The sequence below is a fragment of the Novosphingobium sp. BL-S-21 genome (assembly GCF_055521655.1).
In genome coordinates this window covers 2,288,528-2,310,418 of sequence record NZ_CM145496.1, presented here as the reverse complement: position 1 = coordinate 2,310,418, position 21,891 = coordinate 2,288,528, and the positions used below count along the sequence as shown (strand labels likewise).

Sequence of the window (21,891 nt, the reverse complement as noted above, 5' to 3'; positions counted from 1 at the left end):
ATATTGAATGTTATTCTGTATATTGAACGATGAGCAGACCAGACCCTCTCGAAGACGCCGTGCGCGCCAGCAAGGCCCCTGCCATCGCCCGGGCGGCGGCGGTACTGCGTCTGCTCGGCAAGCGCGGCACGCCGATGGGGGTGCAGGCCATCGCCCGCGAGCTGAACCTCGTGCCCAGCACCTGCCTCTATGTCTTGCGGGCGCTCGTTACCGAGGATCTCGTGGCTTTCGATGCCGATACCAAGCGCTATGCTCTCGATGCCGGCGTGCTGACGCTCGCCCGTGCCTGGCTGCGGCGGGACCAGTTCAACGACCTTGCCCAGCCGGTTCTCGACCGGGTGGCGCGCGAATTCGGGCTGACCACGCTCGGCGTCCAGATCTTCGGGCTGGACCACATCATCGTCACCGCGATGTCGCAGTCCGGCCAGAATTTTCAGCTCTCGACGCAAGTCGGCAGCCGCTTCCCCGCGCTGGTTTCCGCCACGGGGCGATGCATCGCCGCTTTCGGCGATCATGAGATTGCAGACCTCAAGCCCCGTTTCGACGCCCTGCGCTGGGATGAGGCGCCGTCATGGGAGGATTGGTGCGCCCAGGTGGCCGAGGCGCGGGAGAGCGGCGTGGCCGTCGATGCCGGGCACTATATCGCCGGGGTCACGGTCATCGCCGCCCCGGTCTGGAAGACGGGGCAAGAACGGCGAGTCGCGCCCAGCCACGCCCTCGTCGCCATCGGCATCGGCGCGGCCCTGCGCAGCGATCTGACAAGCCTGAAAACCGCGCTCGCCACTTCCGCCCGATCGCTGAGCGAGCAACTCGCAACCTAGGCTGTCTCTGCTCGCTCCGTCGCTCGGCCAAGTTGCCGGCGCAGGCTGTCCAGGAATGCGCTTTCCCGCGGAGCCCCGGCATGGAGCAACCCCACTTCGCGCACCAATTCGAAATCGCGCACCGGAACGAAGCGCAGCGAACCATCGGCGAAACCTTCCGGCATCATGCCGATACCGGCACCGCTGCGAATTACCGAGAGGACGCGCTCGTCGCTGGTGGTCTTGAGCACGAAGCGCGGGCGCACGCCGCGCTGGGTGAAGAAGCGGTTGATCTCGGGCAGCGCCTCGCAGTGGCGGCGCAGGGCCATGCGATCCTGCGCGAGTTGTTCGGCAAGCACCTCGCGCTCTCCGGCCAGGGGATGATCGGGCGGAAGCACCATCATGTAGCGCTCGCGGGACAGGACTTCGGGCTGGTAACGGGCGTGGTGCGGCCGCACGGCGGTCAGCGCCACGTCGATCCGGCCGCGTTCGAGGCGCTCGGCAAGATCGCGCTCACTGCCGTCGAGCAGTTCCAGCGCTTCGCCCGAACGCGCGTGATGCGCCGCCAGGGCACGGCCGATCAGGGGGGTGGGGATGGTGTTGAGCACGCCCACGCGCAGCAGGCTGGGCTCGGCAGGCTCGGCCAGTTCGACCAGGGCGTGCTCGTATTCGGCGGCGATGCGGCGCGCGCGGATGAGGAAGCGGCTGCCCGCCGGGGTCAGGGCAACTCGCTGGCGATCCCTGTCGAACAGGCGCGCGCCCAGTTCGCGTTCCAGCTTGGCGATTCCCGCCGAAAGCGTCGGCTGGGTGACGCTAACCGCCCGCGCCGCGCGGCTGAAATTGCCGGTTTCCGCCACAGCAAGGAAATAGCGCAGGAGATATTGGTCGATCATAGACACGATCTATTACGAAGCACGGAAACTTTCAATTTCCGCTGGGGCTTTGGCTTGTCTACATAGGAGAGACAAATCATCCGAACTTGGGAAGAGGCTGAAATGGCCGGACCGGAGAAACAAGCATGAGCGCACCGGTGCTCCAGACGAGCCTGAATCTCGACAGTCCCGAGGCGCAGGCGCGCGATTCCCACAACCGCGCGCTGGTTGCCGAATTGCGAGCGAAGGTCGCCGCGGCAGCGCTGGGCGGAAACGCAAAATCGCGGGAACGCCATGTCGCGCGCGGCAAGCTGCTGCCGCGCGAACGGGTGGAGCGCTTGCTCGACCCCGGCTCTCCGCTGCTCGAGCTGGGCCAGCTCGCGGCCGAGTGTCTCTACGAGGACGACATTCCCGGCGCGGGGCTGATTACCGCCATCGGCACCGTTTCCGGCCGCCAGTGCATGATCGTGTGCAACGATGCCACCGTGAAAGGCGGCACCTATTACCCGATCACCGTGAAGAAGCACGTTCGCGCGCAGGAGATCGCCCAGGAGAACAACCTGCCGTGCATCTATCTGGTCGACAGCGGCGGCGCCAACCTGCCGCACCAGGCGGAAGTCTTCCCGGACCGGGATCACTTCGGCCGCATTTTCTTCAACCAGGCGCAGATGTCCGCAAAGGGCATTCCGCAAGTCGCCTGCGTGATGGGAAGCTGCACAGCGGGCGGCGCCTATGTGCCGGCGATGAGCGACGAATCGGTGATCGTGAAGGAACAGGGCACGATCTTCCTGGCCGGTCCGCCGCTGGTGCAGGCGGCGACAGGCGAGGTGATCTCGGCCGAGGACCTTGGCGGCGGCGATCTGCACAGCCGCAAGTCGGGTGTGACCGATCATTTGGCCGACAGCGACGAACATGCGCTGACCATCGTGCGCGATATCGTCAGCCACCTCGGCCCGCTGCATCACCACGACCAGCCGCTGCGGCCCCCGCGCCCGCCCAAGTACGATCCCGAGGAACTCTACGCGATCGTGCCGGAAGACGTGCGCGCGCCCTATGACGTGCACGAAGTGATCGCCCGCATCGTCGACGGCAGCGAATTCCACGAGTTCAAGGCGCTCTATGGCAGCACGCTGGTCTGCGGTTTCGCGCATATCCATGGCCAGCCGGTGGCCATCCTCGCCAACAACGGCGTGCTGTTCTCCGAATCCGCGCAGAAGGGCGCGCACTTCATCGAACTGGCCTGCCAGCGCCGCATTCCGCTGCTGTTCCTCCAGAACATTTCCGGCTTCATGGTCGGCGGCAAGTACGAGGCGGAGGGCATCGCCAAGCACGGCGCCAAGCTCGTCACCGCCGTCGCCACCGCCACGGTGCCGAGGATCACGGTGCTGATCGGTGGCTCGTTCGGTGCGGGCAACTACGGCATGTGCGGGCGCGCTTACGATCCGCGCTTCCTGTTCACCTGGCCCAATGCCCGCATCTCGGTGATGGGCGGCGAGCAGGCTGCTTCGGTGCTGGCCACCGTCCACCGCGACGCGGCCAAGTGGTCGCCCGAGGAGGCCGAGGCGTTCAAGGCCCCGATCCGCCAGAAGTACGAGGATGAGGGCAATCCCTACTACGCGACCGCGCGCCTGTGGGATGATGGCGTGATCGATCCGGCGCAGACCCGCAATGTGCTGGGGCTGGCGCTGGCCGCCTGCCTTGAGGCGCCGATCCCCGAAAAGCCGCAGTTCGGCGTGTTCAGGATGTGATGGCGATGGCCAAGGATACTCTCTTCGTCCTCGACACCGACTATGCCGATCCGGCGTTCGGCGGCGAGCGGCGCTTCTACTGCAAGGACTGCGTGACGGTGGAGGGCCTGCTGGCGCTGTTCCCCGATCGCGCGGGCAATATCGAGGTCGTCCGCGTCGCCTGGCCGCGTCCCCGTGCGGCGGTGGTCGCGGCGCTGGGTGAGGAAAATCAGAATCTTCCCGCGCTGGCCTTTGCCGAGGGCGGCTTCGCCAACGATATCGAGGGCGTCCTTGCGGCGCTGCACTCCCGTCACGGTTTCCCGGAGCGTCACCCATGATCCAGTCGCTGCTGATCGCCAATCGCGGCGAGATTGCCTGCCGCGTCATCCGCACGGCGCGGGAACTCGGCATCCGTACCGTCGCGGTATATTCCGACGCCGATGCCGATGCACTGCATGTGCGCGAGGCGGACGAGGCCGTGCATATCGGCCCCTCGGCCGTGCGCGAATCCTACCTTGTTGGCGAAAAGATCATCGCCGCCGCGAAGCAGACCGGGGCCGAGGCGATCCATCCCGGCTACGGCTTCCTCTCGGAGAACGCCGCGTTCGCACAGGCAGTGAAGGACGCGGGGCTGATCTGGGTCGGCCCGAACCCGTCCTCGATCACCGCGATGGGCCTCAAGGATGCGGCCAAGACGCTGATGGCCGCGGCCGGAGTGCCAGTTACGCCCGGCTACATGGGCGCCAACCAGGAGCCGGCTTTCCTGGCCGAAGAGGCCGCCAAGATCGGCTATCCGGTGCTCATCAAGGCTGTTGCCGGCGGCGGCGGCAAGGGCATGCGGCTGGTCGAGGCGCCAGCGGATTTCGTCGAAGCCCTGGCATCGTGCAAGCGCGAGGCGGCGTCGTCGTTCGGCAACGACCATGTGCTGATCGAGAAGTACATCGCCAGCCCGCGCCACATCGAAGTGCAGGTCTTCGGTGACAGCCAAGGCAACGTCGTCCACTTGTTCGAGCGCGATTGCTCGCTTCAGCGCCGTCACCAGAAGGTGATCGAGGAAGCCCCCGCGCCGGGCATGGATTCGGCAACGCGCGAGGCGCTCTGCGCGGCGGCGGTGCGTGCGGCCAGGGCGGTCGACTATGTCGGCGCCGGCACCATCGAGTTCATTGCCGACGGTTCGGGCAAGCTTTCCGCCGATCGCATCTGGTTCATGGAAATGAACACGCGCCTGCAGGTCGAGCATCCGGTGACCGAGGAAATCACCGGCGTCGATCTGGTCGAATGGCAGCTTCGCGTTGCCAGCGGCGAAGCGCTGCCGATGTCGCAGGAAGACCTCACCATCGATGGCTGGGCGATGGAAGCGCGCCTCTATGCCGAAGACCCAGCGAAGGGCTTCCTTCCCAGCATCGGCAAGCTGGAACTGCTGGAATTCGGCGAGGCTGAAGGGGGCCGTATCGACACCGGCGTCTATCAGGGCGCCGAAGTCTCCCCGTTCTACGACCCGATGATCGCCAAGGTCATCGCCTGGGGCGAGGACCGCGAGGAAGCGCGCGAGCGACTGGGCGAAATGCTGGAAGACAGCGCCGTCTGGCCGGTGCGCACCAATGCCTCCTTCCTTGTGAAAGCGCTGCAACATCCCGACTTCGCCGCGGGCAAGGTCGACACCGGCCTGATCGGCCGCGACGGCGAGGCCATGGCAGAGGCGCCCCGGCCTTCGGACGAAGTGCTGGAGGCGGCCGCCAATTCGCTGGTTCCGGTGCGGGCGCTTCCCGGCTTCCGCCTCAATGCCGCGCCTGCGCAGTCGGCATGGTTCTCGCTCGACGGCGAGAAAGTCGAGATCGCGCTGACCGGAGAAGGCAGCGAGGAGCCGGACGACGCCGTTCTGGTGACCGAACAGGGGCAGGCCTGGCTGCTTACCCCCTGGCGGCGCGACGGCGTGCATGGCGGGGCCGATGGCTCCGGCGCGATCCTGGCGCCGATGCCGGGCAAGGTGATCGCGGTAGCCGTTGCCGAAGGGCAGGCCGTCACCAAGGGACAGAAGCTGCTGACCCTGGAAGCGATGAAGATGGAGCACACGCTCACCGCGCCGTTCGATGGCGTGGTGGCGGAGCTGAACGCCGTAACGGGCGCACAGATCCAGGTGGATGCGCTTCTCGCGCGGGTCGAACCGACGGAGGCTTGAGGCAGGTTACGGGCTGGGCTGAAGAATCCGCATTTTCAGTTCATCCGGATCGGCCTAGCCCTCTTGCATCCGCGCCTTCGCGCGGACTCGATACGAGGAGACTTCCCGTGAAATTTTCGTATCTTCCTGCCTGCTCATTCGCCTGTTTCGCAGCCGCTCTTGTTGGCACCTTTGCCGTTTCCCTCGCCCCTGCCGATGCCGCGCCGCCCTCGAACTGGCGGGTACTGGCCTCGCAGACCGTGGCCACCGGCAGCAGCCGCACCACGATCCGCATTCCCGGCAGCAATCGCTATCGGCAGATCCAGCTCTGCACGCGCAATGCCCCGATCCGCCTGTCGAACTACACCTTCCGTTTCGACAACGGCCGCCAGCAGAGCGTGCGCGTGAATACCCGCATCAACACCGGCGGCTGCAGCCGGGCCATCAACCTGACCAATCCGCCGCGCCGGATCGACCGCGTGGACCTGGCCTACCAGCCGATCCCGCGCGGTACACGCGCTCCGCAAATCCGGGTGGTCGGACGCTGAACACTATTTCCGGCCGGAGCGCTGCTGCGGTCCGGCCGGACATCATGAAAAGGAGAGAGGATCGTGCCGGGGCGCTTTTTCGACGAATGGACCGTGGGTGACCGGATCACTCACCAGCCGAGCCGTACGGTCACCGAGACCGACAATCTGATGTTCTCGGCGATGACCCACAATATGCAGCCGCTGCACCTCGATGCGGAATTCGCAAAGAAGAGCGAATTCGGCCAGATTCTCGTCAATTCGACTTTCACCTTCAGCCTGGCGGTAGGTCTGTCGATCGCGGATACCACCGTGGGCACGCTCGTCGCCAATCTCGGCTTCGACAAAGTGGTGACGCCCAAGCCGACCTTCATCGGCGATACGCTGACCTGCACGAGCGAAGTCATGGAGATGCGCGAAAGTAAGTCGCGGCCCACGCAGGGCATCGTCGTGTTCAAGCACGAGCTGACCAACCAGCGCGGCGAAGTGGCGCTGTCCTGCCTGCGTTCGGTGCTGTTGAAAAAGAAGGACGCCTGAAAGCCCGCTGAAAACTCGCGGTAGACGAATTTTGCAGAGGCGGCTCAGGCCGCCACCGCTTCCTTCAGGCGCGGCATCGTCCGCTCCAGCAACCTGAGGCTCTTCCAGCCCTCTTCCGGCGACAATCCGCCGAGCAGAGGCTGGAAGCCGACTTGCCCGCCCGGCCCCAGGGCCCGCACTCTTTCCACCAGCTGGTCCGGCGTCCAGGCCGCGAACATGCCGGCATGGCGCAGCGCGGCAGGATCGGTCAGGCCCTTGAAAGGCGAGTTCGAACCATCGCCCTCCTGCTCGGCCCACTTGGCATATTCGGTGATGACGTGGACGGCGTGAGGCGCAATGGCTTCCCAGCCCGCCTCCGGGTCTTCGCATAGATGCACGGCCAGCGGCATCCCCGGAACCGGGCGGAAATAGGTCCGGGGCGCATGGCCGAGCCGCTCGCATTCGGACAGGTAGAGATCGATCAGCTCCGGCTTCATCGGCCCGAAGCCCACGCCGAATTTGGCCGCGCGCCGCGCCGAGGCAGGTACGCCCCCGCCGACCATGACGATGTCCTCGGGTGCCTGCACCGGCAGCGGGCGAACGAAGATCGGGCGGCCGTCGAACTCGAACTTTTCGCCCTTCAGCGCGCGCAGGATGATCTCCAGCCCCTCGTCCATCAGCCGCGCACGGTCCTTGAGCGATTTGCGGAACATGGCGAATTCGAACGGGACGTAGCCGGCGCCGAAAATGACGTTGAGCCGCCCGTTGGACATCTGGTCCACGATGGCGATCTGCTCGGCCAGTTCCACCGGATCGTGCAGCGGCAGCACCACCGCGCCCAGCATGAACCGGATCCGGCTGGTGACCGCGGCCATTCCCCCGGCCAGGGTGAAAGGCTGCGGCAGATAACCGTCGTCCGACCCGTGGTGCTGCATCAGCCCGATCTGGTCGGCGCCGATACGGTCCACGAAAGCCGCCATCTCGATCGCGGCCCGGTAGAGCTGCGAGGTGGGCGTCGCCCAATCCGGCGAGCGCATGTCGAACGAGACATTGATGCGGATATTGTTCACGGCCTCACTCCCCTGCGGCAAACCTGCCCGGGTGGTGCGCCAATCGGTTGCCCGCCGCAAATCCGCCGCGGGAGATACCGCCGGGGCGGTCTGCGTGCGAACCGGCCGCCGCGCCCGGTCACCTTGTCCTGCTCACGCCGGCTGGCGCAATTGCTCGACCAGCCGCGGCACATCGGCCAGCGCGCGCAGCGCATCGTTGAGATGGGTGCAGCCTTCCGGCCCGCGCAGCATCTCCAGCACGTCTTCCCGCACCTCGCCCAGATTGCGACCAACCAGCCGCGCCACGTTGTGCACGGCCCCCGGACACTCGCGAAACGGCAGGATGTGCGCCTTCGGTTCGAGGGCGATCACTTCGAGCGTGCCAGCGTCCACCGTCGCGCCCAGGCTATATTCGTGAATGGCGACACGTCCGCCCTCGCGCAGCCTGGCGCTGTCCTGGAACGCGGAATCGATGTGGATGGTCCCGCGATCGGCGCCGTGCGTCACGTCGATCCGGCGAGCACGGCGGAAGCCCGGGCCATCGTGATCGAGGAACGCGTGCCAGCCCGCCGGGTCCGCCGGATTGCGCAAGTGACCCGCATCGGCATCGGCGACGTTCTCCAGCGCGGCGCCCCCGGTAACGCCGCTGTTGCCGTCCTGCAGGCCCCAGCAGACATTGGCACGCTGGGCCAGCACCGAGCCGTCCTCGTTCCCGCCGCTCAGCCGCTTGCGCAGCACCTCCATGCGCTCTGGAAACCACTGCCCCCACGCGAAGGCGGAGACCAGCGCGGTGCCGGACAAGTCGTCGAGCACGAGATAGAGCGGGTCCGCGCGCGCGATCAGTTCGGGCACGACCTCGCGCAGCAGCATGCGCAAGTGGCCGCCCGCGCGCGCGCCGACAAGCCGGCCGATTTCCGCGGGAGCGGGATCGGCGGCGATCCGTGTGATCGTCTTGTCCTCGCTCATCCGCAGGGTGAATTCGCCCTCGGCAAGCGTGCGGCCCTGTCCGTCCGCGCCGGTGAGGAAATCGCGCGCGCGGCCAACGAAGAGGCGCTCGCCATCGACACCCTCGGGCCAGGCCACGTCGATACTAGACGTGCGGCGCAGCGAATTCGCCGGGCGCGGCGGCGCCGGGTTTGCCGTTTTGCGCGGCGGCGGCGGGTAGGACGCGGAAGGGATATGCATGGTCATGGCGGCATCCTGCGATTTTATCGTTATCGCGAGTCAGCCTGACACCTTCACCAGCAACTTGCCTAGATGGCTGTTGCCAGAAAACACCCCGGCGAAGGCTTCGGGTGCAGCTTCCAACCCCTCGACCACCGATTCGGGGCAGCGGATCCGGCCCTCGGCGATCCAGCCGGCGATGTCGTCGAGCGCCTGCTGACCGCCGACAAGGAAGCCCCCGAAGCCCTTGATTTCCAGCCCCTTGGACATGATCGTGCGAAAAAAACCGGGAAGCTTGTCGGGGCCCGGCCCTTCCATGCCCATGCCGTAATAGGCGATGAAACCGCAGACCGGCATGCGCGCGCCGCGTTTCAGGTGGGGCAGCACGGCCAGCATCACGTCACCGCCGACATTGTCGATGAAGACGTCCGCGCCTTCGGGCAGCGCCTTGGCGAGCTGTTCGGCGAAATCCGGCGCCTTGTAGTCGGCTGCTGCGTCGAAGCCGAGACCGAGCAGGCCCCGGCACTTGTCCGGCCCGCCGGCGATGCCGACGACTCGCGCACCGCGAATCCGGGCGATCTGCCCGGCAAGGCTGCCCACCGCACCTGCTGCGGCCGAGATCACCACCGTCTCGCCCGCCGTCACGCGGCCGATGCCGATCACGCAGGCATGGGCGGTCTGCCCCGGCATGCCCAACGCGCCCAGCGCAGTGGAAACCGGTGCCAGCGCGGGGTCGAACTTTCTCGGCGGCCCGCGCCAGTCGGCCTTGTCCGGCGCGACAACGGCATATTCGCGCCAGCCGGTGCGGTCCTCCACCAGGTCGCCCACCGCGTAGCCGGGATGGTTGGAGGCGACGACCGCGCTGACGGTCGGCCCGTACATCACCTCGCCCGGATGAACCTGGGTAACGCCGGAAAGCCGCTTCTCGTCGATGGCGAAGCGGATCAGCGGGTCCAGCCCGAGCCAGAGCGTTCGCAGCAGCACCTCGCCCTCGCCCGGCTGCGGGATCGGCGCATCTTCCACGCGGAAGTCCGAGGGCTTCGGATTGCCGCTGGCGTAGCTGGCCAGCACGACCTGCTTCATCGTGCCGCTCACCGCAGTTCCACCGTCACCGCCGACATGCCGCGATGGTCCAGCCCCCGGTATTCCGGCTTCGGCTTGCCCGGATCGAGCGTCATGTTCGGGAAGCGATCGAGCAGGCCGTTGATCGCCACCACCATCTCCTGCCGGGCGACATCCATGCCGAGGCATCGGTGCGGGCCGAAGCCGAAGCCCATGTGATGCTCCTTGCGGCGGAAGATGTCGTATTCCTCCGGCTTGTCGAACACGTCGGGATCGTGGTTCGCGGCGCCGAGGCACAAGTGGATGCGGGTTCCGGCAGGGACTTTCACGCCCTCCATCTCGGTATCCTCCATGCACAGCCGCATGAACACCGGATCGGTCGCGCGCCAGCGCAGACCCTCTTCCACGGCGAGGTCGATCACGCTGCGGTCGGCGCGACAGGCTTCCCAGAAGTGGCGGTGGTTCATCAGCGCGTCGATGGTGATGCCCAGCTGCCGCCAGGTGGTGCCGCCGCCCGCGAAGATCGCAAGCTTGCAGTAGCCGAACAGCTCATCCTCGGTGAGCGGTCGCTTGGTGCCGTCCTCGTGCGTGATCTCGCAGCCGATCAACCCGGCGATCAGGTTGTCGCCCGGCTCGCGCTGGTTCTCCGCGATCAAGCGGCGCAGCGTGCCGTCCACCCAGGCGCGCGCCTCGGCGGCTTCCTCCGGTCTCAAGTATCGGGCGCCGAAGGTTGCGCGGTTGAGCTGGTAGCGGAACTCGATCACGTCCTCGCCCTCCAGCCCGATGGCGCGGGTGACGGTGGCCATCGGCAGGCGGGCGCAAAGTTCGGTATTGAGATCGGCGGTCTCACGGTCGAGCAGCTGATCGAGCAGGACGTCCACCGTCTCCTCGATCCAGCGCTTGTTCCACCAGTCCAGCACCTTGGGCCGCTTGAACAGCGGCTGCGCGGCGGAGCGCAGGCGCTTGTGCGGCTTGCCGACCATCGACAGGATCGTGGTGCCCAGCGTCCGCACGCCCGCGCTCTCGTTATATCCTTCCGATGAATAGAGCTGGTTCTCGCGAAAGCCGATCTCGCAGGCGCGATAGGAGAAGAACGTCATGTTCTCTCGCGGCGCGCCGAGCATCGTCACCATTTCCGGCACGCCGAGCAGTTCGCGCAGGGTGCCCTTGTGCACCGCGCCCGCCGCCCGCAGGCGGTTCATATCCTCCGTATAGTCGCGGCTGGGATCGACGCCGGAATTGGCGTCCACTTTGTCGACATCGAACATCTCGGCATAGCGCGGATTTTCCGAGAGCAGCGATGCCAGCGCGTTCGAGCGCGAATCGCTTCCGGAATAGGGACAGGTCGCCATGGTCAGCCTCCTACCTTGCGTCCGGCCGAAAGCCCCCCGTCAACGGGAAGGTTCACGCCGGTCACGTTGCTTGCGAGATCAGAACAGAGGAACAGCGCCGCCGAAGCGGTGTCGCGCGGGTCGATCGCCCGGCCGAGCGGGTGGACGCGGCCCATGCCTTCGAGGATGCGGCCCCGGTGTTCGCTGTCGGGGTCCATCCCGGCATAGTGGGTGAGCATCCCCGCCGGGCAGACTGCGTTCACGCGGATGCCCTTGTCCGCCACCTCGATGGCGAGCGCGCGGGTAAGCTGGACTACCGCGCCCTTGGTGGCACCGTAGAACACGCCGCCATAACCGATCAGCCCGGCGACCGAAGCGGTGGAGACGATGACGCCGCCGCCGCCCTGCTTTTCGAACTGGCGGATCGCGGATTGGCAGCCGTGGACCACACCCATCACGTTGACTTCGGCCACGCGGCGCATGTCCTCCCCATCGCATTCGGTGAGGGTGCGCAAGCCCTTGCCGGGGATCGGGCTGATGGTCACGCCGGCGTTGTTGTAGATGCAGTCGAGCCGGCCGTAGGCTTCGACGCCCGCCGCCACGGCAGCATCGACGGAGGCGGGATCGGCAACGTCGCACGCGGCGGCGATGGCCTCACCGTTCTGGGCGCGGACCATCTCCGCCGTTTCCGCCGCATTGTCTGCATTCACGTCCGCCGCGATCACTTTCGCGCCGTGTTCGGCAAAGAGCAGGCAGGCCGCGCGGCCAACGCCCGATCCTGCCCCGGTTATCAATGCGACTTTGCCTTCGAGCAGTCCTTTCATCCCGGTCCTCCCCCTACCCGCCGATATTGAGCGTGGTCATGATCTGGAATTCGCGCAGGCCTTCGACGCCGCGCTCGCGGCCGAGGCCGCTCATCTTGATGCCGCCGCCGCTGGCATGGCTGGAGGCGAGCGCGCCGTTGACGTTCACCGCACCGCTGCGGATCTTCAGGCCCACTTCCAGCGCTTTGACCTTGTCCTTCCCGTGGACCCAGCCGGAGAGGCCGAAGCGGCTGTCATTGGCCATGTCCACCGCGTGATCGAGATCGCGGTAGCCGATCACCGAAACGACCGGACCGAAGATCTCCTCCTGCGCGGCGGGATTGGCGTTGTCGGGCAGGTCGAGCACGGTGGGTTCGAAGAAATAGCCCTTCTCCAGCCCCTCGGGCCGCTTGCCGCCGCAGACCACGCGGCCTCCCCCGGCGACGGCGGCGGCGACGAAATGCTCGCAGCGGGCGCGCTGGGCGGCGCTGACCACGGGGCCAAGCTGCGTCGCCAGATCGTGCGCGGGGCCGATCTTCACGCCGGCCAGCAGCTTCGCCATCGCCTCCAGCACCTCGGCCTTGCTTTCCTGCGGCACGAAGACGCGGGTGCCGAGCACGCAGCCCTGCCCCGCGTGCGAGGTGCAGACCGACAGCGCCGCCATGGCCGCGCGCTCCACCGAATCGGGCAGGTAGATCTGCGCCGACTTGCCGCCGAGTTCGAGCACCAGCCGCTTGAGTGTTGGCGCTGCCTGCTTCGCGACTTCCACGCCCACGGTGGAGGAGCCGGTGAAGCTCACCATGTCCACACGGCGGTCGCTGGTCAGCGCCTGCGCGCCCTCGACACCCGCCTCGATCACGAGGTTGAACACGCCCTTGGGCAGCCCTGCTTCCTCGGCCGCTTCGGCGAAGACCAGCGAAGACAGCGGCGTCAGCGGGTTGGGCCGCAGGATCACCGTATTGCCCGCCATCAGCGCGGGGACGACTTTCCAGAGCGCAGTGTAGAACGGCACGTTGTAGGCCGAGATCGCCGTCACCACGCCGATCGGCGACCAGCGCTTGACGCTCTGCACCGCGAAGTGCGCGTTGACCCGTTCGTGCAGCGGGAGCGCATTATCCTCGATTTCGGGCAGACGCAGGAACATCTCGACGATCTCCCGCGCCATCCGCAGCGGCGAGGCGACTTGCGCGCCCATGACCGTGGAGGACACCGGACAGCCCGCTTCGCGCACGGCAAGGTCCTTCAGCCGGTCCGCGCGGGCGGCCATGGCATCGGCGAAGCGCAACATCGCCGCGCCGCGCTCGCGCATGGAAAGGCCGGGCCACATACCGGTGTCGAAAGACCGGCGCGCCGCCGCTATCGCCGCCTCCACTTGCGCGCCCGACAGCCCGGAAAGCTGCGCCACCACGCTCTCGTCCGAGGGATCGAGCACCGTGAACGAAGCGCCCGCCCCGGCCACGAAAGCGCCATCGACATAGCCAGCCTGATCCAGCGACTCTCTCCCGATTAATTCGTTATTGTGAACTTATGTTCGCAAATGAGACTATCGAAGCAATCTGCTCCCGTCAATCGCAGGCGCGGTGCCCGCTCTCCGATCACCTGTCACAGTTGCCTCTCCTTCGGGCTGACCCTATTTCATGCCCGCAAAGCGAGGCGATGCGCACGGCATGGCCGCAACGAGCGAGGATCAGCACGAAATGGCTTTCACCGACTTCCTCCGGCAGCAGTGTTACATCGATGGCAAATGGTGCGACGCCGACAGCGGCGCCACGCTGGACGTGACCGACCCAGGCACCGGCGAAACCCTGGGCACCGTGCCGAAGATGGGCGCCGACGAGACTTCGCGCGCCATCGATGCCGCCGAAAAAGCCCTTCCCGCCTGGCGCGCCAAGACGGCGGGCGAGCGCGCGAAGCTGATGCGCAAGCTGTTCGAACTGATGCTTCAGCACCAGGACGACCTGGGCGAACTGCTCACCCGCGAACAGGGCAAGCCGCTGGCCGAAGGGCGCGGCGAGATCGCCTATGGCGCCAGTTTCATCGAATGGTTCGCCGAAGAGGGCAAGCGCGCCTATGGCGACGTGATCCCCGGCCATGCGCCGGATCGCCGCATCGTCTGCATCAAGCAGGGCGTGGGCGTGGTCGCGGCGATCACGCCCTGGAACTTCCCCAATGCGATGATTACCCGCAAGCTCGGCCCGGCGCTGGCGGCGGGCTGCACCGTGGTCATCAAGCCGGCCTCGGCCACCCCGTTCTCGGCGCTGGCCATCGCGCAGCTTTGCGAGATGGCGGGCATTCCGGCGGGCGTGGTCAATGTCGTCACCGGCAGCGCCGGGCAGATCGGCGGCACGCTGACCGCCAGCCCCAAGGTCGCCAAGCTGACGTTCACCGGCTCCACCGAGATCGGCCGCGACCTGCTGCGCGAATGTGCAGAGACGATCAAGAAGACCTCGATGGAACTGGGCGGCAATGCGCCGTTCCTGGTGTTCGACGATGCCGATGTCGATGCCGCGATCGACGGCGCGATGATCTCCAAGTTCCGCAACGGCGGGCAGACCTGCGTCTGCACCAACAGGTTCTACGTGCAGGACGGCGTCTATGACGAATTCGTCGAGAAGCTGGCCAAGCGCGTTTCGGCAATGAAGGTCGGCTACGGCATGGATGCCGGCACCGAAGTCGGCCCGCTGATAGACGAGAAGGCGGTCGAGAAGGTCGAGGAACACCTCAAGGATGCGGTGGACGGCGGCGCGAAAGTCCTCGCCGGCGGCCAGCGCAACGAACGCGGCGGTTCGTTCTTCAACCCCACCGTCGTCGCCGGGGTGAAGCCCGGCATGAAACTGGCGAAGGAGGAGACTTTCGGGCCGCTGGCCGGGGTGATCCGCTTCACCGACGAGGCCGAGGCGATCCGCATGGCCAACGACACCGAGTTCGGCCTCGCCAGCTATTTCTACGCATCGGACATCAGCCGCGTCTGGCGCGTCGCCGAGGCGCTCGAGGCCGGCATGGTGGGCATCAACACCGGGCTGATCTCCACCGAAGTGGCGCCGTTCGGCGGTGTGAAGCAGTCCGGCCTGGGCCGCGAAGGCTCGCACTACGGCCTCGATGACTACATGGAGGTGAAGTACCTCTGCATGGGTATCAAACCGGCCTGAGACGCAGCCTGAAACAACGAAAAGGGCAGGAGGCCATCGGACCCCTGCCCTTTTTCATGTGCCCGCCCTGAAGTCAGTCAAGCACGGTGTGCTCATCGGCCGGGTCGGTGTGGAATTCATGCCAGACGCCGTTGATGATGCCGAAGCCGACGGCAAAGCTGACGCCGAGGATCCAGGAAAAATACCACATTGTCTTGTCCTCAGTAGAAATCGGGGTTGAGGTTCACTTCCCGCTCGGTGATCCGGCCGAACATGACCTTGTAGGCCCAGGCGGTGTAGGCAAGGACGATCGGCAGCAGCACCGCGGTCACCAGCAGCATGATGAAAAGCGTGGTATGGCTGGACGAGGCATTCCAGGCCAGCAGGCTGGAGCGGGCATCTATCGAGCTGGGCAGGATGAAGGGGAACATCGACAGGCCTACCGAGGCGATGATGCCCAGGTTCGCCATCGAGGATCCCGCGAAAACCACCGCGTCCTTGCGCCCGCGAATGCCGACGAGCGCCACCAGCGGACCGGCCAGGCCGAGCAATGGGGCCAGGATCATCCAGGGATGCGCGCCGTAGTTGGCCAGCCAGGCACCGGCGGCATGGACCGTCTCGGTCATGCGCGGGTTGGAAGGACCGCCCGCCTCGGCCACGCCGGCCACCCGGTAGCCGATGTCTCCCATCGCCAGCCAGACGCCGCCGAGGGCATAAAGCACGAAAGCCGCCAGTGCCGCCACTTGCCCATAGCGCTGGGCGCGGCCGCGAACCGGGCCGTCCTCCAGCTTGAGCGTCAGCCAGCCCGCACCGTGCAGGACCAGCATCGCCACGGAGACGAGGCCCGCCAGGAGCGCGAAGGGGCTGAACAGGCCGAGCAGCGAACCTTCGTAGAAACTGCGCAGGTCGCTATCGAGCCGGAAGGGAACGCCCTGGAGGACATTGCCCACCGCCACGCCGAAGACCAGCGCCGGCACGAAACCGCCGACGAAGAGCGCCCAGTCCCAGCGCGCGCGCCAGGCGGGATCGGGGCGCTTGGACCGGTACTTGAAGCCGACCGGGCGCAGGATGAAGGCGCAGAGCACCAGGAACATCGCGAGATAGAAGCCCGAGAAGCTCACGGCATAGACGAAAGGCCAGGCCGCGAAGATCGCTCCGCCGCCCAGGATGAACCACACCTGGTTGCCTTCCCAGGTCGGGCCGATGGCGTTGATGACCATGCGGCGCTCGGCGTCGGTGCGACCGACGAAGGGCAGGAGGGCAGCCGAGCCGAGGTCGAAACCGTCGGTCAGGGCGAAGCCGATGAGCAGGACGCCCATGAGCGCCCACCAGATCAGCCGCATCGTTTCGTAGTCGAAGGGAATGGACATTGTTGCCTCCGTCTTACTCGGCCGGGATGGCGGTGAAAGTGCTGGCCGAAGATTGCCGGCTTGCGTGTTCGAGCGCAGGCCCGCCTTCGTAGGGCTCGTAACGGTCGGGGCCGTGGCGGATCGCCGAGAGCATGAGCTTCACTTCGATCACCGCCATGACGCTGTAGAGCGCGGTGAAGCCGAAGATCGTCGCCCAGATCTGGGTGGTCGTCAGGCTGGATGCGCCCAGGAACGTGGGCAGAACCCCTTCCACCGCCCAGGGCTGGCGGCCGAACTCGGCCACGGCCCAACCCACTTCGATCGCGATCCACGGCGCGGGCATGGCGATCACGGCCAGGCGCAGGAACCACTTGCGGTCGAACCGGCGGCGGACCGAAAAGGCGAAGGCGGTGGCGAAGAACACGATCAGGAAGAAGCCCAGCCCCGCCATGATGCGGAACATGAAGAACAGCGCCGGTACGTTGGGCACGGTGCTCCAGGCGGCCTTGTCGATGGTCGCATCGTCCGCCAGGCGCGGATCGGCCACGAAGCGCTTGAGCAGCAGGGCATAGCCGAGGTCGTTCTTGTTGCGCTCCCAGGCCTCGCGCGCGACCAGGTCCCGCGGGTTCACCTTGAGCTTTTCCACCGCGTCATAGGCCAGGATGCCGGTGCGGATGCGATGGTCCGCGCGTTCCACCAGCGGGATGATGCCGGTGACTTCGCCCGAAAGGCTGCGCGTCGCGATCAGGCCCAGAACGTAGGGGATCTTGATCTCGTAAGCGGTTTCGTGCGCCGAGTTGGAAGGGATGCCGAACAGGGCCAGCCCGGCGGGCGCCTTGTCGGTTTCCCACATGGCTTCCATCGCCGCCAGCTTCATTTGCTGGTTGTCGGTAAGCGCGTAACCGCTCTCGTCACCCAGCACGACGACCGAGAGCGAGGACGCCAGGCCGAAGGCCGCGGCCACCGTGAAGCTGCGCTTGGCCAGTTCGATATGGCGACCGCGCAACAGGTAGAAGCAGGACACGCCCAGCACGAAGACGCTGGCGCAGACGTAGCCGGCGCTGACGGTGTGGACGAACTTCGCCTGCGCCACCGGGTTGAAGATCACGTCCTTGAAGTTCGAGACTTCCATGCGCATCGTCTCGGGATTGAATACCGCGCCCGTGGGGTGCTGCATCCAGCCGTTGGCGATGAGAATCCACAGCGCCGAAAGGTTCGAGCCGACCGCGACCATGATCGTCGTCAGCAAGTGGCCGCGCTTGGACAGCCGGTCCCAGCCGAAGAACATCAGGCCCACGAACGTCGCTTCGAGGAAGAAGGCCATCAGGCCCTCGATCGCCAGCGGGGCGCCGAAAATGTCCCCCACGTAGTGCGAGTAATAGGCCCAGTTGGTGCCGAACTCGAACTCCATGGTGAGGCCGGTGGCCACGCCCAGCACGAAGTTGATTCCGAACAGCTTGCCCCAGAACCGCGTGACGTCCCGCCAAATGGGACGGTCGGTTATGACATATACACTTTCGGTAATTACTAGAATGAAAGAAAGCCCCAATGTCAGGGGCACGAAGAGAAAATGGTACAGCGCCGTCAAGGCGAACTGCAGCCGCGATAGTTCCACCACTGCCATGTCGATCATGTCGAATCCCGCTGTTTTTAGCGGCTTGAGGCGGAGAGAAAGCAATTGCCTCAAGCTGGTTGGTTTCGTAGGGTCGCGTTAGGCTTGCATCTGAAAGCTGTCAAACTTTACTTACATGGTTTACTTAATTTGATCTATGTCAAATTTGCCCGGGCCTTGATACCCGGAGCCTGGCTTGTCGATATTGCGGGCGCCGCGCTCTTTGCGTGGGGCGTGGCGAGCGGCGTGGGCGCGGTTGCCAGCCATGCGGCGATCGCGCTGCCTGCGGTATGGATCCTGTGCGGGGTGATGTTGCGCGCGGTGGCGACCTGCACGGTCGACCGGATCGCAGTGGCGTCGGCACAGGCCGCAAGCCGCACAAGGCGGGCCGACCTGTGGCACAGACTTCTGGGCGGACGACTGGCGAGACTGATCTCCTCAGGCGAAAGCGCAAACCTTGCCCTCGATCATAACACCGCGATCGAGAATCGGGACCAGCGGTTTTCCCCTATAAGGATCAACGCCGTAGTCGGCCCCCTCGTGGTCGCCTTGGTCGTCGCCCCTGCAAGCTGGGTGGCGGCGGCAATCATGCTGGGCACCCTGGTGCCTTTCACGCTCGGCATGATCCTGGCAGGCACCGCATCGCGCCGCGCCGCAGAGCGCCAGCTCGCGGCGCTGGGAGCGCTCTCGGGCCTTTTCGTGGACCGCGTGACTCACCTGCCGCTGATCCGCCATTTCGGCGCGGAAGCCCGGATCGGACGGCAAGTCCGCACCGCCACCGGCGAAGTGGCCCACCGCACGGTTGCGGTCCTGCGCACGGCCTTCCTTTCGAACGCGGTGCTGGAGTTCTTCTCGGCCCTGTCGATCGCGCTGGTCGCGGTCTATTGCGGCTTCTCGCTGCTCGGCCTCCTGCCCTTCCCGGCGCCCGAGAAGCTGACGCTGGTCCCCGCCTTCTTCGTCCTTGCGATGGCCCCGGAATTCTACCTGCCGATGCGCCGCCTGGCCGCGGCCTATCACGAGAAGCAGCTGGGCGAAGCGGCAGAGCAAGCCCTTGCCCCCTTCGCAGCGGAGCCTGAAACCTATGGCCAAGATGGCGACCCCGATGGCGCCGCCGGTGGCAGCGCCGTCAGCGATCACGCCAGCCCAGCGCCATTCGACGGCCTCCATGTCGAGCGCCTCGTGCTCGCCTTCCCCGGCCTTGCCGTGGGCCCGCTCGATTTCGACCTCGAATCCAGCGACCTGGCCGCCCTGTCCGGCCCCACCGGCAGCGGCAAGACGAGCACCCTGGCCGCCATTGCCGGACAGCTCGCCCCCTCTTCCGGCAGGATCTCCAGCCGCGCGGGCACACCGCTCGCCGGAAACGCCGCCGCCTGGGCGGCGCAGCGCCCACTGTTGATGACGGGCACCCTCGGCCACAATCTGGCGCTCGCCGCACCCCAGGCCACCGAAGCCGAAATTCTCGCCGTCGCGCAGCGAGTCGGCCTCGGCCCCGTGCTCACGCGGCGCGGCGGGCTCGCCATGCCCATCGACCATGCGGGTTCCGGCCTTTCGGGCGGCGAACGTCGGCGCATCGGCCTGGCCCGCGCGATTCTCTCCGCGCGCCCGCTCATCCTCTGCGACGAGCCCACCGCGGACCTCGACGAAGACTCCGCCACCGGCATCATCGCCCTGCTGCGCGAACTCGCGGCGGAGCGCTGCATCCTCGTCGCCACCCACGACCCTGCGCTGATTCGCGCCGCCCGCCAGGAGATCGCGCTGTGATTCCGACCCAGGCCGCCACGCTCCCCACCACCGCCCGGCCCGCGCTTCTCGCCACCGCCGGCCTCGCCCGCCGCCGCCTGGCCTACGCCAGCCTCTGCGCCGGCCTTGCCGCCATCGCCGCGATCGGGCTGCTGGCACTCTCCGGCTGGTTCCTCACGGCTGCCGCGCTGGCAGGCTCGGCCGGTGTCGCCACCGCCATGGGCTTCAACTACCTGATCCCGAGCGCGGCCATCCGCCTGCTCGCCATCGTCCGCACCTTGTCCCGCTATGGCGAACGCCTGCTTTCCCACAAAGTCGCGCTGGAAGGCATGGCGGACTTGCGCGGCTCGCTGTTCGACAAGCTGGCGGCGCAGGACAGCCGCACCGCACCCGATACCTCGCCCGGAGAGGCCAGCAACCGGCTGATCGACGATGTCGAGGCACTGGAAGACCTCGTCATCCGCCAACCCGCACGCCACGCCGCGGCGGTCTCGGCATTGGTGAGCCTGGTGCTCGTCGCTTTCGGCGGATGGCGCGCGCTGCTCTTCCTGGCCGCGATGATGGCCGGCCTGCCCTTCCTGTTCCGCCGCATTTCCGAGCGCCTCACCCGCGCGCCGGCCGAAGAAGCCGCCGCCGCGCTGGGGGATTTGCGCAAGGGCTATGTCGAACTGGCCAGCGCGCGCGCGGAAATCGCCGCCTATGGCCTGGCCGATCAAGCCATCGCCCAACTGGAGCCGTCCGCCAGCGCCTTCGACAAGGCCCGCGCCGACCTGTTCCGTGCCGAGGCGCTGCAAGGCGCCCTGCTCTCCATCTACGGCGGCCTTTGTGTCGCCGGAGTTCTGTTGCTCGCCCGCGAATCGGCGCCGATGGTCGCCCTGGCCATGCTGGCGACGGCATCGGCGGTCGAAGCCATGGGCGGCCTTTCGCGCAGCTTGCTGCGCCGCGCCGCGCTGGAGGCCGGGCTGCGCCGCATCGCCTCGCTCAATGCCCTCGACGCCGCTCTTCAGGAGCCCGTCTCCGCCGCAGCCGCGCCCCTGGCTTTCGGCACTCGCCACGTCCCGACCGGCGCCCGTCTTGCGATCACGGGGCCCTCGGGCTCGGGCAAGACCCGCGTGCTGCTGGCCCTTGCGGGCATGCAGCAACCCGTCGCGGATCTGAGCATGGACGCGACGCCGCTCGCCTCGCTTCCGGCATGGCGCCTGAACAGCCAGTTCGCGCTGTCTCCCCAGGACGCGCCCATGCTGATCGGCACCGTCGCGGACAACTTGCGGCTTGCCCGATCCGGCGTGACCGAGGCGCAAATGTGGGAAGCGCTGCAGGTCGCCCAGCTCGACCAGCGAATCGCGCGCAGCGAAGCGGGGCTCGACACGCCCGTCTCCGAGGGCGGCGGCGTGCTGTCGGGCGGCGAACGCAAGCGCCTCTCGCTGGCCCGCGCTTTGCTGGCCGAGCGGCCCTGGCTGCTCCTGGATGAGCCGAGCGAAGGTCTGGACGCGGCCACGGAAGCGGCCCTGGTGGAAAGCTTGCGCCGCTGGCTGGATCGCACCGGCACCGGCCTGGTGCTGGTCTCTCACCGCAAGGCGCCGCTGACGCTATGCAGCGAAACGATCGACGTGACCGACCTGGCCTGATCCGCTCAGCGAAACACGCGTGCGAATCGGGCCGCGCCGCCCGGCGGCGTCGGGCCGGCGCCCCTCGTGCCGCCTGCTGCGCCCAGCGCGGCTGCTGCCGTGGAGGCGTGCCGAGACGCGGCCTCCCCTGCACCCGTACCGCTCAAGGCCGCGAGCGCCTCGGCCACTTCGGCCATCCGCTCGCCATCGACCTGATAGAAAACCTGCTTCCCGCTCCGCTTCGAACGCACCAGCTCCGCCTTGCGGAGGATCGAGAGCTGCTGCGACAGGCCTGGCTGGCCGATGCCGGTCGCCTCCTCGATCTCGCCGACTGCCAGTGGCCCGGCCCTCACGGCATGGAGGATCTGCAGCCGCACCGGATGGGCAAGCGCACGAAGCAATTCCGCCGTCCCGTCGAGTTCGGCGGCGATATCCGGGTCCATCAT

At 66.9% G+C, this 21,891-nt stretch carries 20 protein-coding genes; 9 read left to right on the top strand and 11 right to left on the bottom strand.

The features are described from left to right. Positions 1-29 precede the first annotated feature (29 nt). Positions 30-821 (top strand): IclR family transcriptional regulator, encoded by a 792-nt coding sequence (locus ACZ1J6_RS19440; RefSeq protein ID WP_465127825.1) that lies wholly within the window; start codon positions 30-32, stop codon positions 819-821. Here the strand turns inward: ACZ1J6_RS19440 and ACZ1J6_RS19435 are convergent. Next, on the bottom strand, positions 818-1,693 hold the full coding sequence (locus ACZ1J6_RS19435) for a LysR family transcriptional regulator (protein WP_465127824.1): 876 nt from the start codon (positions 1,691-1,693) through the stop codon (positions 818-820). The genes ACZ1J6_RS19440 and ACZ1J6_RS19435 overlap by 4 nt on opposite strands. A 125-nt stretch (positions 1,694-1,818) precedes the next feature. Here ACZ1J6_RS19435 and ACZ1J6_RS19430 point away from each other — a divergent pair, with 125 nt between their 5' ends. The 5 genes from ACZ1J6_RS19430 to ACZ1J6_RS19410 all read left to right on the top strand — a co-directional run bounded on the left by ACZ1J6_RS19430 (position 1,819) and on the right by ACZ1J6_RS19410 (position 6,621). After that, entirely contained in the window at positions 1,819-3,420 is a 1,602-nt protein-coding gene (locus ACZ1J6_RS19430) for a carboxyl transferase domain-containing protein (protein WP_465127823.1), read from the top strand. A gap of 5 nt (positions 3,421-3,425) precedes the next feature. Continuing rightward, on the top strand, positions 3,426-3,737 hold the full coding sequence (locus ACZ1J6_RS19425; protein ID WP_465127822.1) for a DUF3088 family protein: 312 nt from the start codon (positions 3,426-3,428) through the stop codon (positions 3,735-3,737). Further along, positions 3,734-5,578, top strand: a complete 1,845-nt coding sequence (locus tag ACZ1J6_RS19420) for an acetyl/propionyl/methylcrotonyl-CoA carboxylase subunit alpha (RefSeq protein WP_465127821.1) — start codon at positions 3,734-3,736, stop codon at positions 5,576-5,578. The genes ACZ1J6_RS19425 and ACZ1J6_RS19420 overlap by 4 nt, the downstream gene beginning before the upstream one ends. Positions 5,579-5,685: 107 nt before the next feature. Next, the gene (locus tag ACZ1J6_RS19415) at positions 5,686-6,105 is read left to right on the top strand and encodes a hypothetical protein (RefSeq protein ID WP_134093785.1); all 420 of its coding nucleotides are present in this window, start codon (positions 5,686-5,688) and stop codon (positions 6,103-6,105) included. Positions 6,106-6,168: 63 nt separating this feature from the next. Then, on the top strand, positions 6,169-6,621 hold the full coding sequence (locus ACZ1J6_RS19410; protein ID WP_132267969.1) for a MaoC family dehydratase: 453 nt from the start codon (positions 6,169-6,171) through the stop codon (positions 6,619-6,621). A 44-nt stretch (positions 6,622-6,665) separates the two neighbouring features. Here the strand turns inward: ACZ1J6_RS19410 and ACZ1J6_RS19405 are convergent, their stop codons facing one another. The 6 genes from ACZ1J6_RS19405 to ACZ1J6_RS19380 form a co-directional block, all read right to left on the bottom strand. Continuing rightward, on the bottom strand, positions 6,666-7,670 hold the full coding sequence (locus ACZ1J6_RS19405; RefSeq protein WP_465127820.1) for an LLM class flavin-dependent oxidoreductase: 1,005 nt from the start codon (positions 7,668-7,670) through the stop codon (positions 6,666-6,668). 132 nt (positions 7,671-7,802) lie between these two features. Further along, entirely contained in the window at positions 7,803-8,840 is a 1,038-nt protein-coding gene (locus ACZ1J6_RS19400) for a DUF2889 domain-containing protein (RefSeq protein WP_465127819.1), read from the bottom strand. 33 nt (positions 8,841-8,873) lie between these two features. Continuing rightward, on the bottom strand, positions 8,874-9,908 hold the full coding sequence (locus ACZ1J6_RS19395; protein ID WP_465127818.1) for an NADP-dependent oxidoreductase: 1,035 nt from the start codon (positions 9,906-9,908) through the stop codon (positions 8,874-8,876). Beyond that, entirely contained in the window at positions 9,905-11,227 is a 1,323-nt protein-coding gene (locus ACZ1J6_RS19390; RefSeq protein ID WP_465127817.1) for a cytochrome P450, read from the bottom strand. Before ACZ1J6_RS19390 ends, ACZ1J6_RS19395 begins: the two co-directional genes overlap by 4 nt. A 2-nt stretch (positions 11,228-11,229) precedes the next feature. After that, positions 11,230-12,030: an SDR family NAD(P)-dependent oxidoreductase gene (locus tag ACZ1J6_RS19385; RefSeq protein ID WP_465127816.1), complete on the bottom strand. Its 801-nt coding sequence runs from the start codon at positions 12,028-12,030 to the stop codon at positions 11,230-11,232. A 13-nt stretch (positions 12,031-12,043) separates the two neighbouring features. Continuing rightward, the gene (locus ACZ1J6_RS19380) at positions 12,044-13,468 is read right to left on the bottom strand and encodes an aldehyde dehydrogenase family protein (RefSeq protein WP_465127815.1); all 1,425 of its coding nucleotides are present in this window, start codon (positions 13,466-13,468) and stop codon (positions 12,044-12,046) included. 238 nt (positions 13,469-13,706) lie between these two features. Here ACZ1J6_RS19380 and ACZ1J6_RS19375 point away from each other — a divergent pair, with 238 nt between their 5' ends. After that, on the top strand, positions 13,707-15,158 hold the full coding sequence (locus tag ACZ1J6_RS19375; protein WP_465128280.1) for an NAD-dependent succinate-semialdehyde dehydrogenase: 1,452 nt from the start codon (positions 13,707-13,709) through the stop codon (positions 15,156-15,158). Positions 15,159-15,231: 73 nt separating this feature from the next. On the opposite strand, the gene cydX is transcribed toward ACZ1J6_RS19375, so the two are convergent. Genes cydX through ACZ1J6_RS19360 form a run of 3 tightly spaced genes read right to left on the bottom strand, consistent with a single transcriptional unit; the run spans position 15,232 to position 18,116 of the window. Further along, on the bottom strand, positions 15,232-15,348 hold the full coding sequence (cydX, locus tag ACZ1J6_RS19370) for a cytochrome bd-I oxidase subunit CydX (protein WP_313435557.1): 117 nt from the start codon (positions 15,346-15,348) through the stop codon (positions 15,232-15,234). Positions 15,349-15,358: 10 nt separating this feature from the next. Continuing rightward, positions 15,359-16,507, bottom strand: a complete 1,149-nt coding sequence (gene cydB / locus ACZ1J6_RS19365; protein ID WP_465127814.1) for a cytochrome d ubiquinol oxidase subunit II — start codon at positions 16,505-16,507, stop codon at positions 15,359-15,361. A 13-nt stretch (positions 16,508-16,520) separates the two neighbouring features. Next, positions 16,521-18,116, bottom strand: coding sequence for a cytochrome ubiquinol oxidase subunit I (locus ACZ1J6_RS19360; protein WP_208324835.1), 1,596 nt, complete (start codon positions 18,114-18,116; stop codon positions 16,521-16,523). A gap of 291 nt (positions 18,117-18,407) precedes the next feature. On the opposite strand from ACZ1J6_RS19360, the gene ACZ1J6_RS19355 reads away from it, so the two are divergent. Further along, the gene (locus ACZ1J6_RS19355; RefSeq protein WP_465128279.1) at positions 18,408-19,859 is read left to right on the top strand and encodes an ABC transporter ATP-binding protein/permease; all 1,452 of its coding nucleotides are present in this window, start codon (positions 18,408-18,410) and stop codon (positions 19,857-19,859) included. Next, a complete protein-coding gene (locus ACZ1J6_RS19350; RefSeq protein WP_465127813.1) occupies positions 19,856-21,466 on the top strand; it encodes an amino acid ABC transporter ATP-binding/permease protein in 1,611 nt (536 codons plus the stop codon). The genes ACZ1J6_RS19355 and ACZ1J6_RS19350 overlap by 4 nt, the downstream gene beginning before the upstream one ends. A gap of 5 nt (positions 21,467-21,471) precedes the next feature. Here the strand turns inward: ACZ1J6_RS19350 and ACZ1J6_RS19345 are convergent, their stop codons facing one another. Next, complete coding sequence (locus ACZ1J6_RS19345) at positions 21,472-21,891, bottom strand: ArsR/SmtB family transcription factor (protein ID WP_465127812.1); 420 nt, start codon at positions 21,889-21,891, stop codon at positions 21,472-21,474.

Excerpts from the sequence above, each read along its gene's own strand:
- ACZ1J6_RS19355 (WP_465128279.1), top strand. The coding sequence starts at position 18,408 with ATGTTGCGCGCGGTGGCGACCTGCACGGTCGACCGGATCGCAGTGGCG.
- ACZ1J6_RS19345 (WP_465127812.1), bottom strand. The coding sequence starts at position 21,891 with ATGATGGACCCGGATATCGCCGCCGAACTCGACGGGACGGCGGAATTG.
- ACZ1J6_RS19420 (WP_465127821.1), top strand. The coding sequence starts at position 3,734 with ATGATCCAGTCGCTGCTGATCGCCAATCGCGGCGAGATTGCCTGCCGC.
- ACZ1J6_RS19435 (WP_465127824.1), bottom strand. The coding sequence starts at position 1,693 with ATGATCGACCAATATCTCCTGCGCTATTTCCTTGCTGTGGCGGAAACC.
- ACZ1J6_RS19375 (WP_465128280.1), top strand. The coding sequence starts at position 13,707 with ATGGCTTTCACCGACTTCCTCCGGCAGCAGTGTTACATCGATGGCAAA.
- ACZ1J6_RS19390 (WP_465127817.1), bottom strand. The coding sequence starts at position 11,227 with ATGGCGACCTGTCCCTATTCCGGAAGCGATTCGCGCTCGAACGCGCTG.
- cydX (WP_313435557.1), bottom strand. The coding sequence starts at position 15,348 with ATGTGGTATTTTTCCTGGATCCTCGGCGTCAGCTTTGCCGTCGGCTTC.
- cydB (WP_465127814.1), bottom strand. The coding sequence starts at position 16,507 with ATGTCCATTCCCTTCGACTACGAAACGATGCGGCTGATCTGGTGGGCG.
- ACZ1J6_RS19385 (WP_465127816.1), bottom strand. The coding sequence starts at position 12,030 with ATGAAAGGACTGCTCGAAGGCAAAGTCGCATTGATAACCGGGGCAGGA.
- ACZ1J6_RS19400 (WP_465127819.1), bottom strand. The coding sequence starts at position 8,840 with ATGACCATGCATATCCCTTCCGCGTCCTACCCGCCGCCGCCGCGCAAA.
- ACZ1J6_RS19440 (WP_465127825.1), top strand. The coding sequence starts at position 30 with ATGAGCAGACCAGACCCTCTCGAAGACGCCGTGCGCGCCAGCAAGGCC.
- ACZ1J6_RS19425 (WP_465127822.1), top strand. The coding sequence starts at position 3,426 with ATGGCCAAGGATACTCTCTTCGTCCTCGACACCGACTATGCCGATCCG.
- ACZ1J6_RS19430 (WP_465127823.1), top strand. The coding sequence starts at position 1,819 with ATGAGCGCACCGGTGCTCCAGACGAGCCTGAATCTCGACAGTCCCGAG.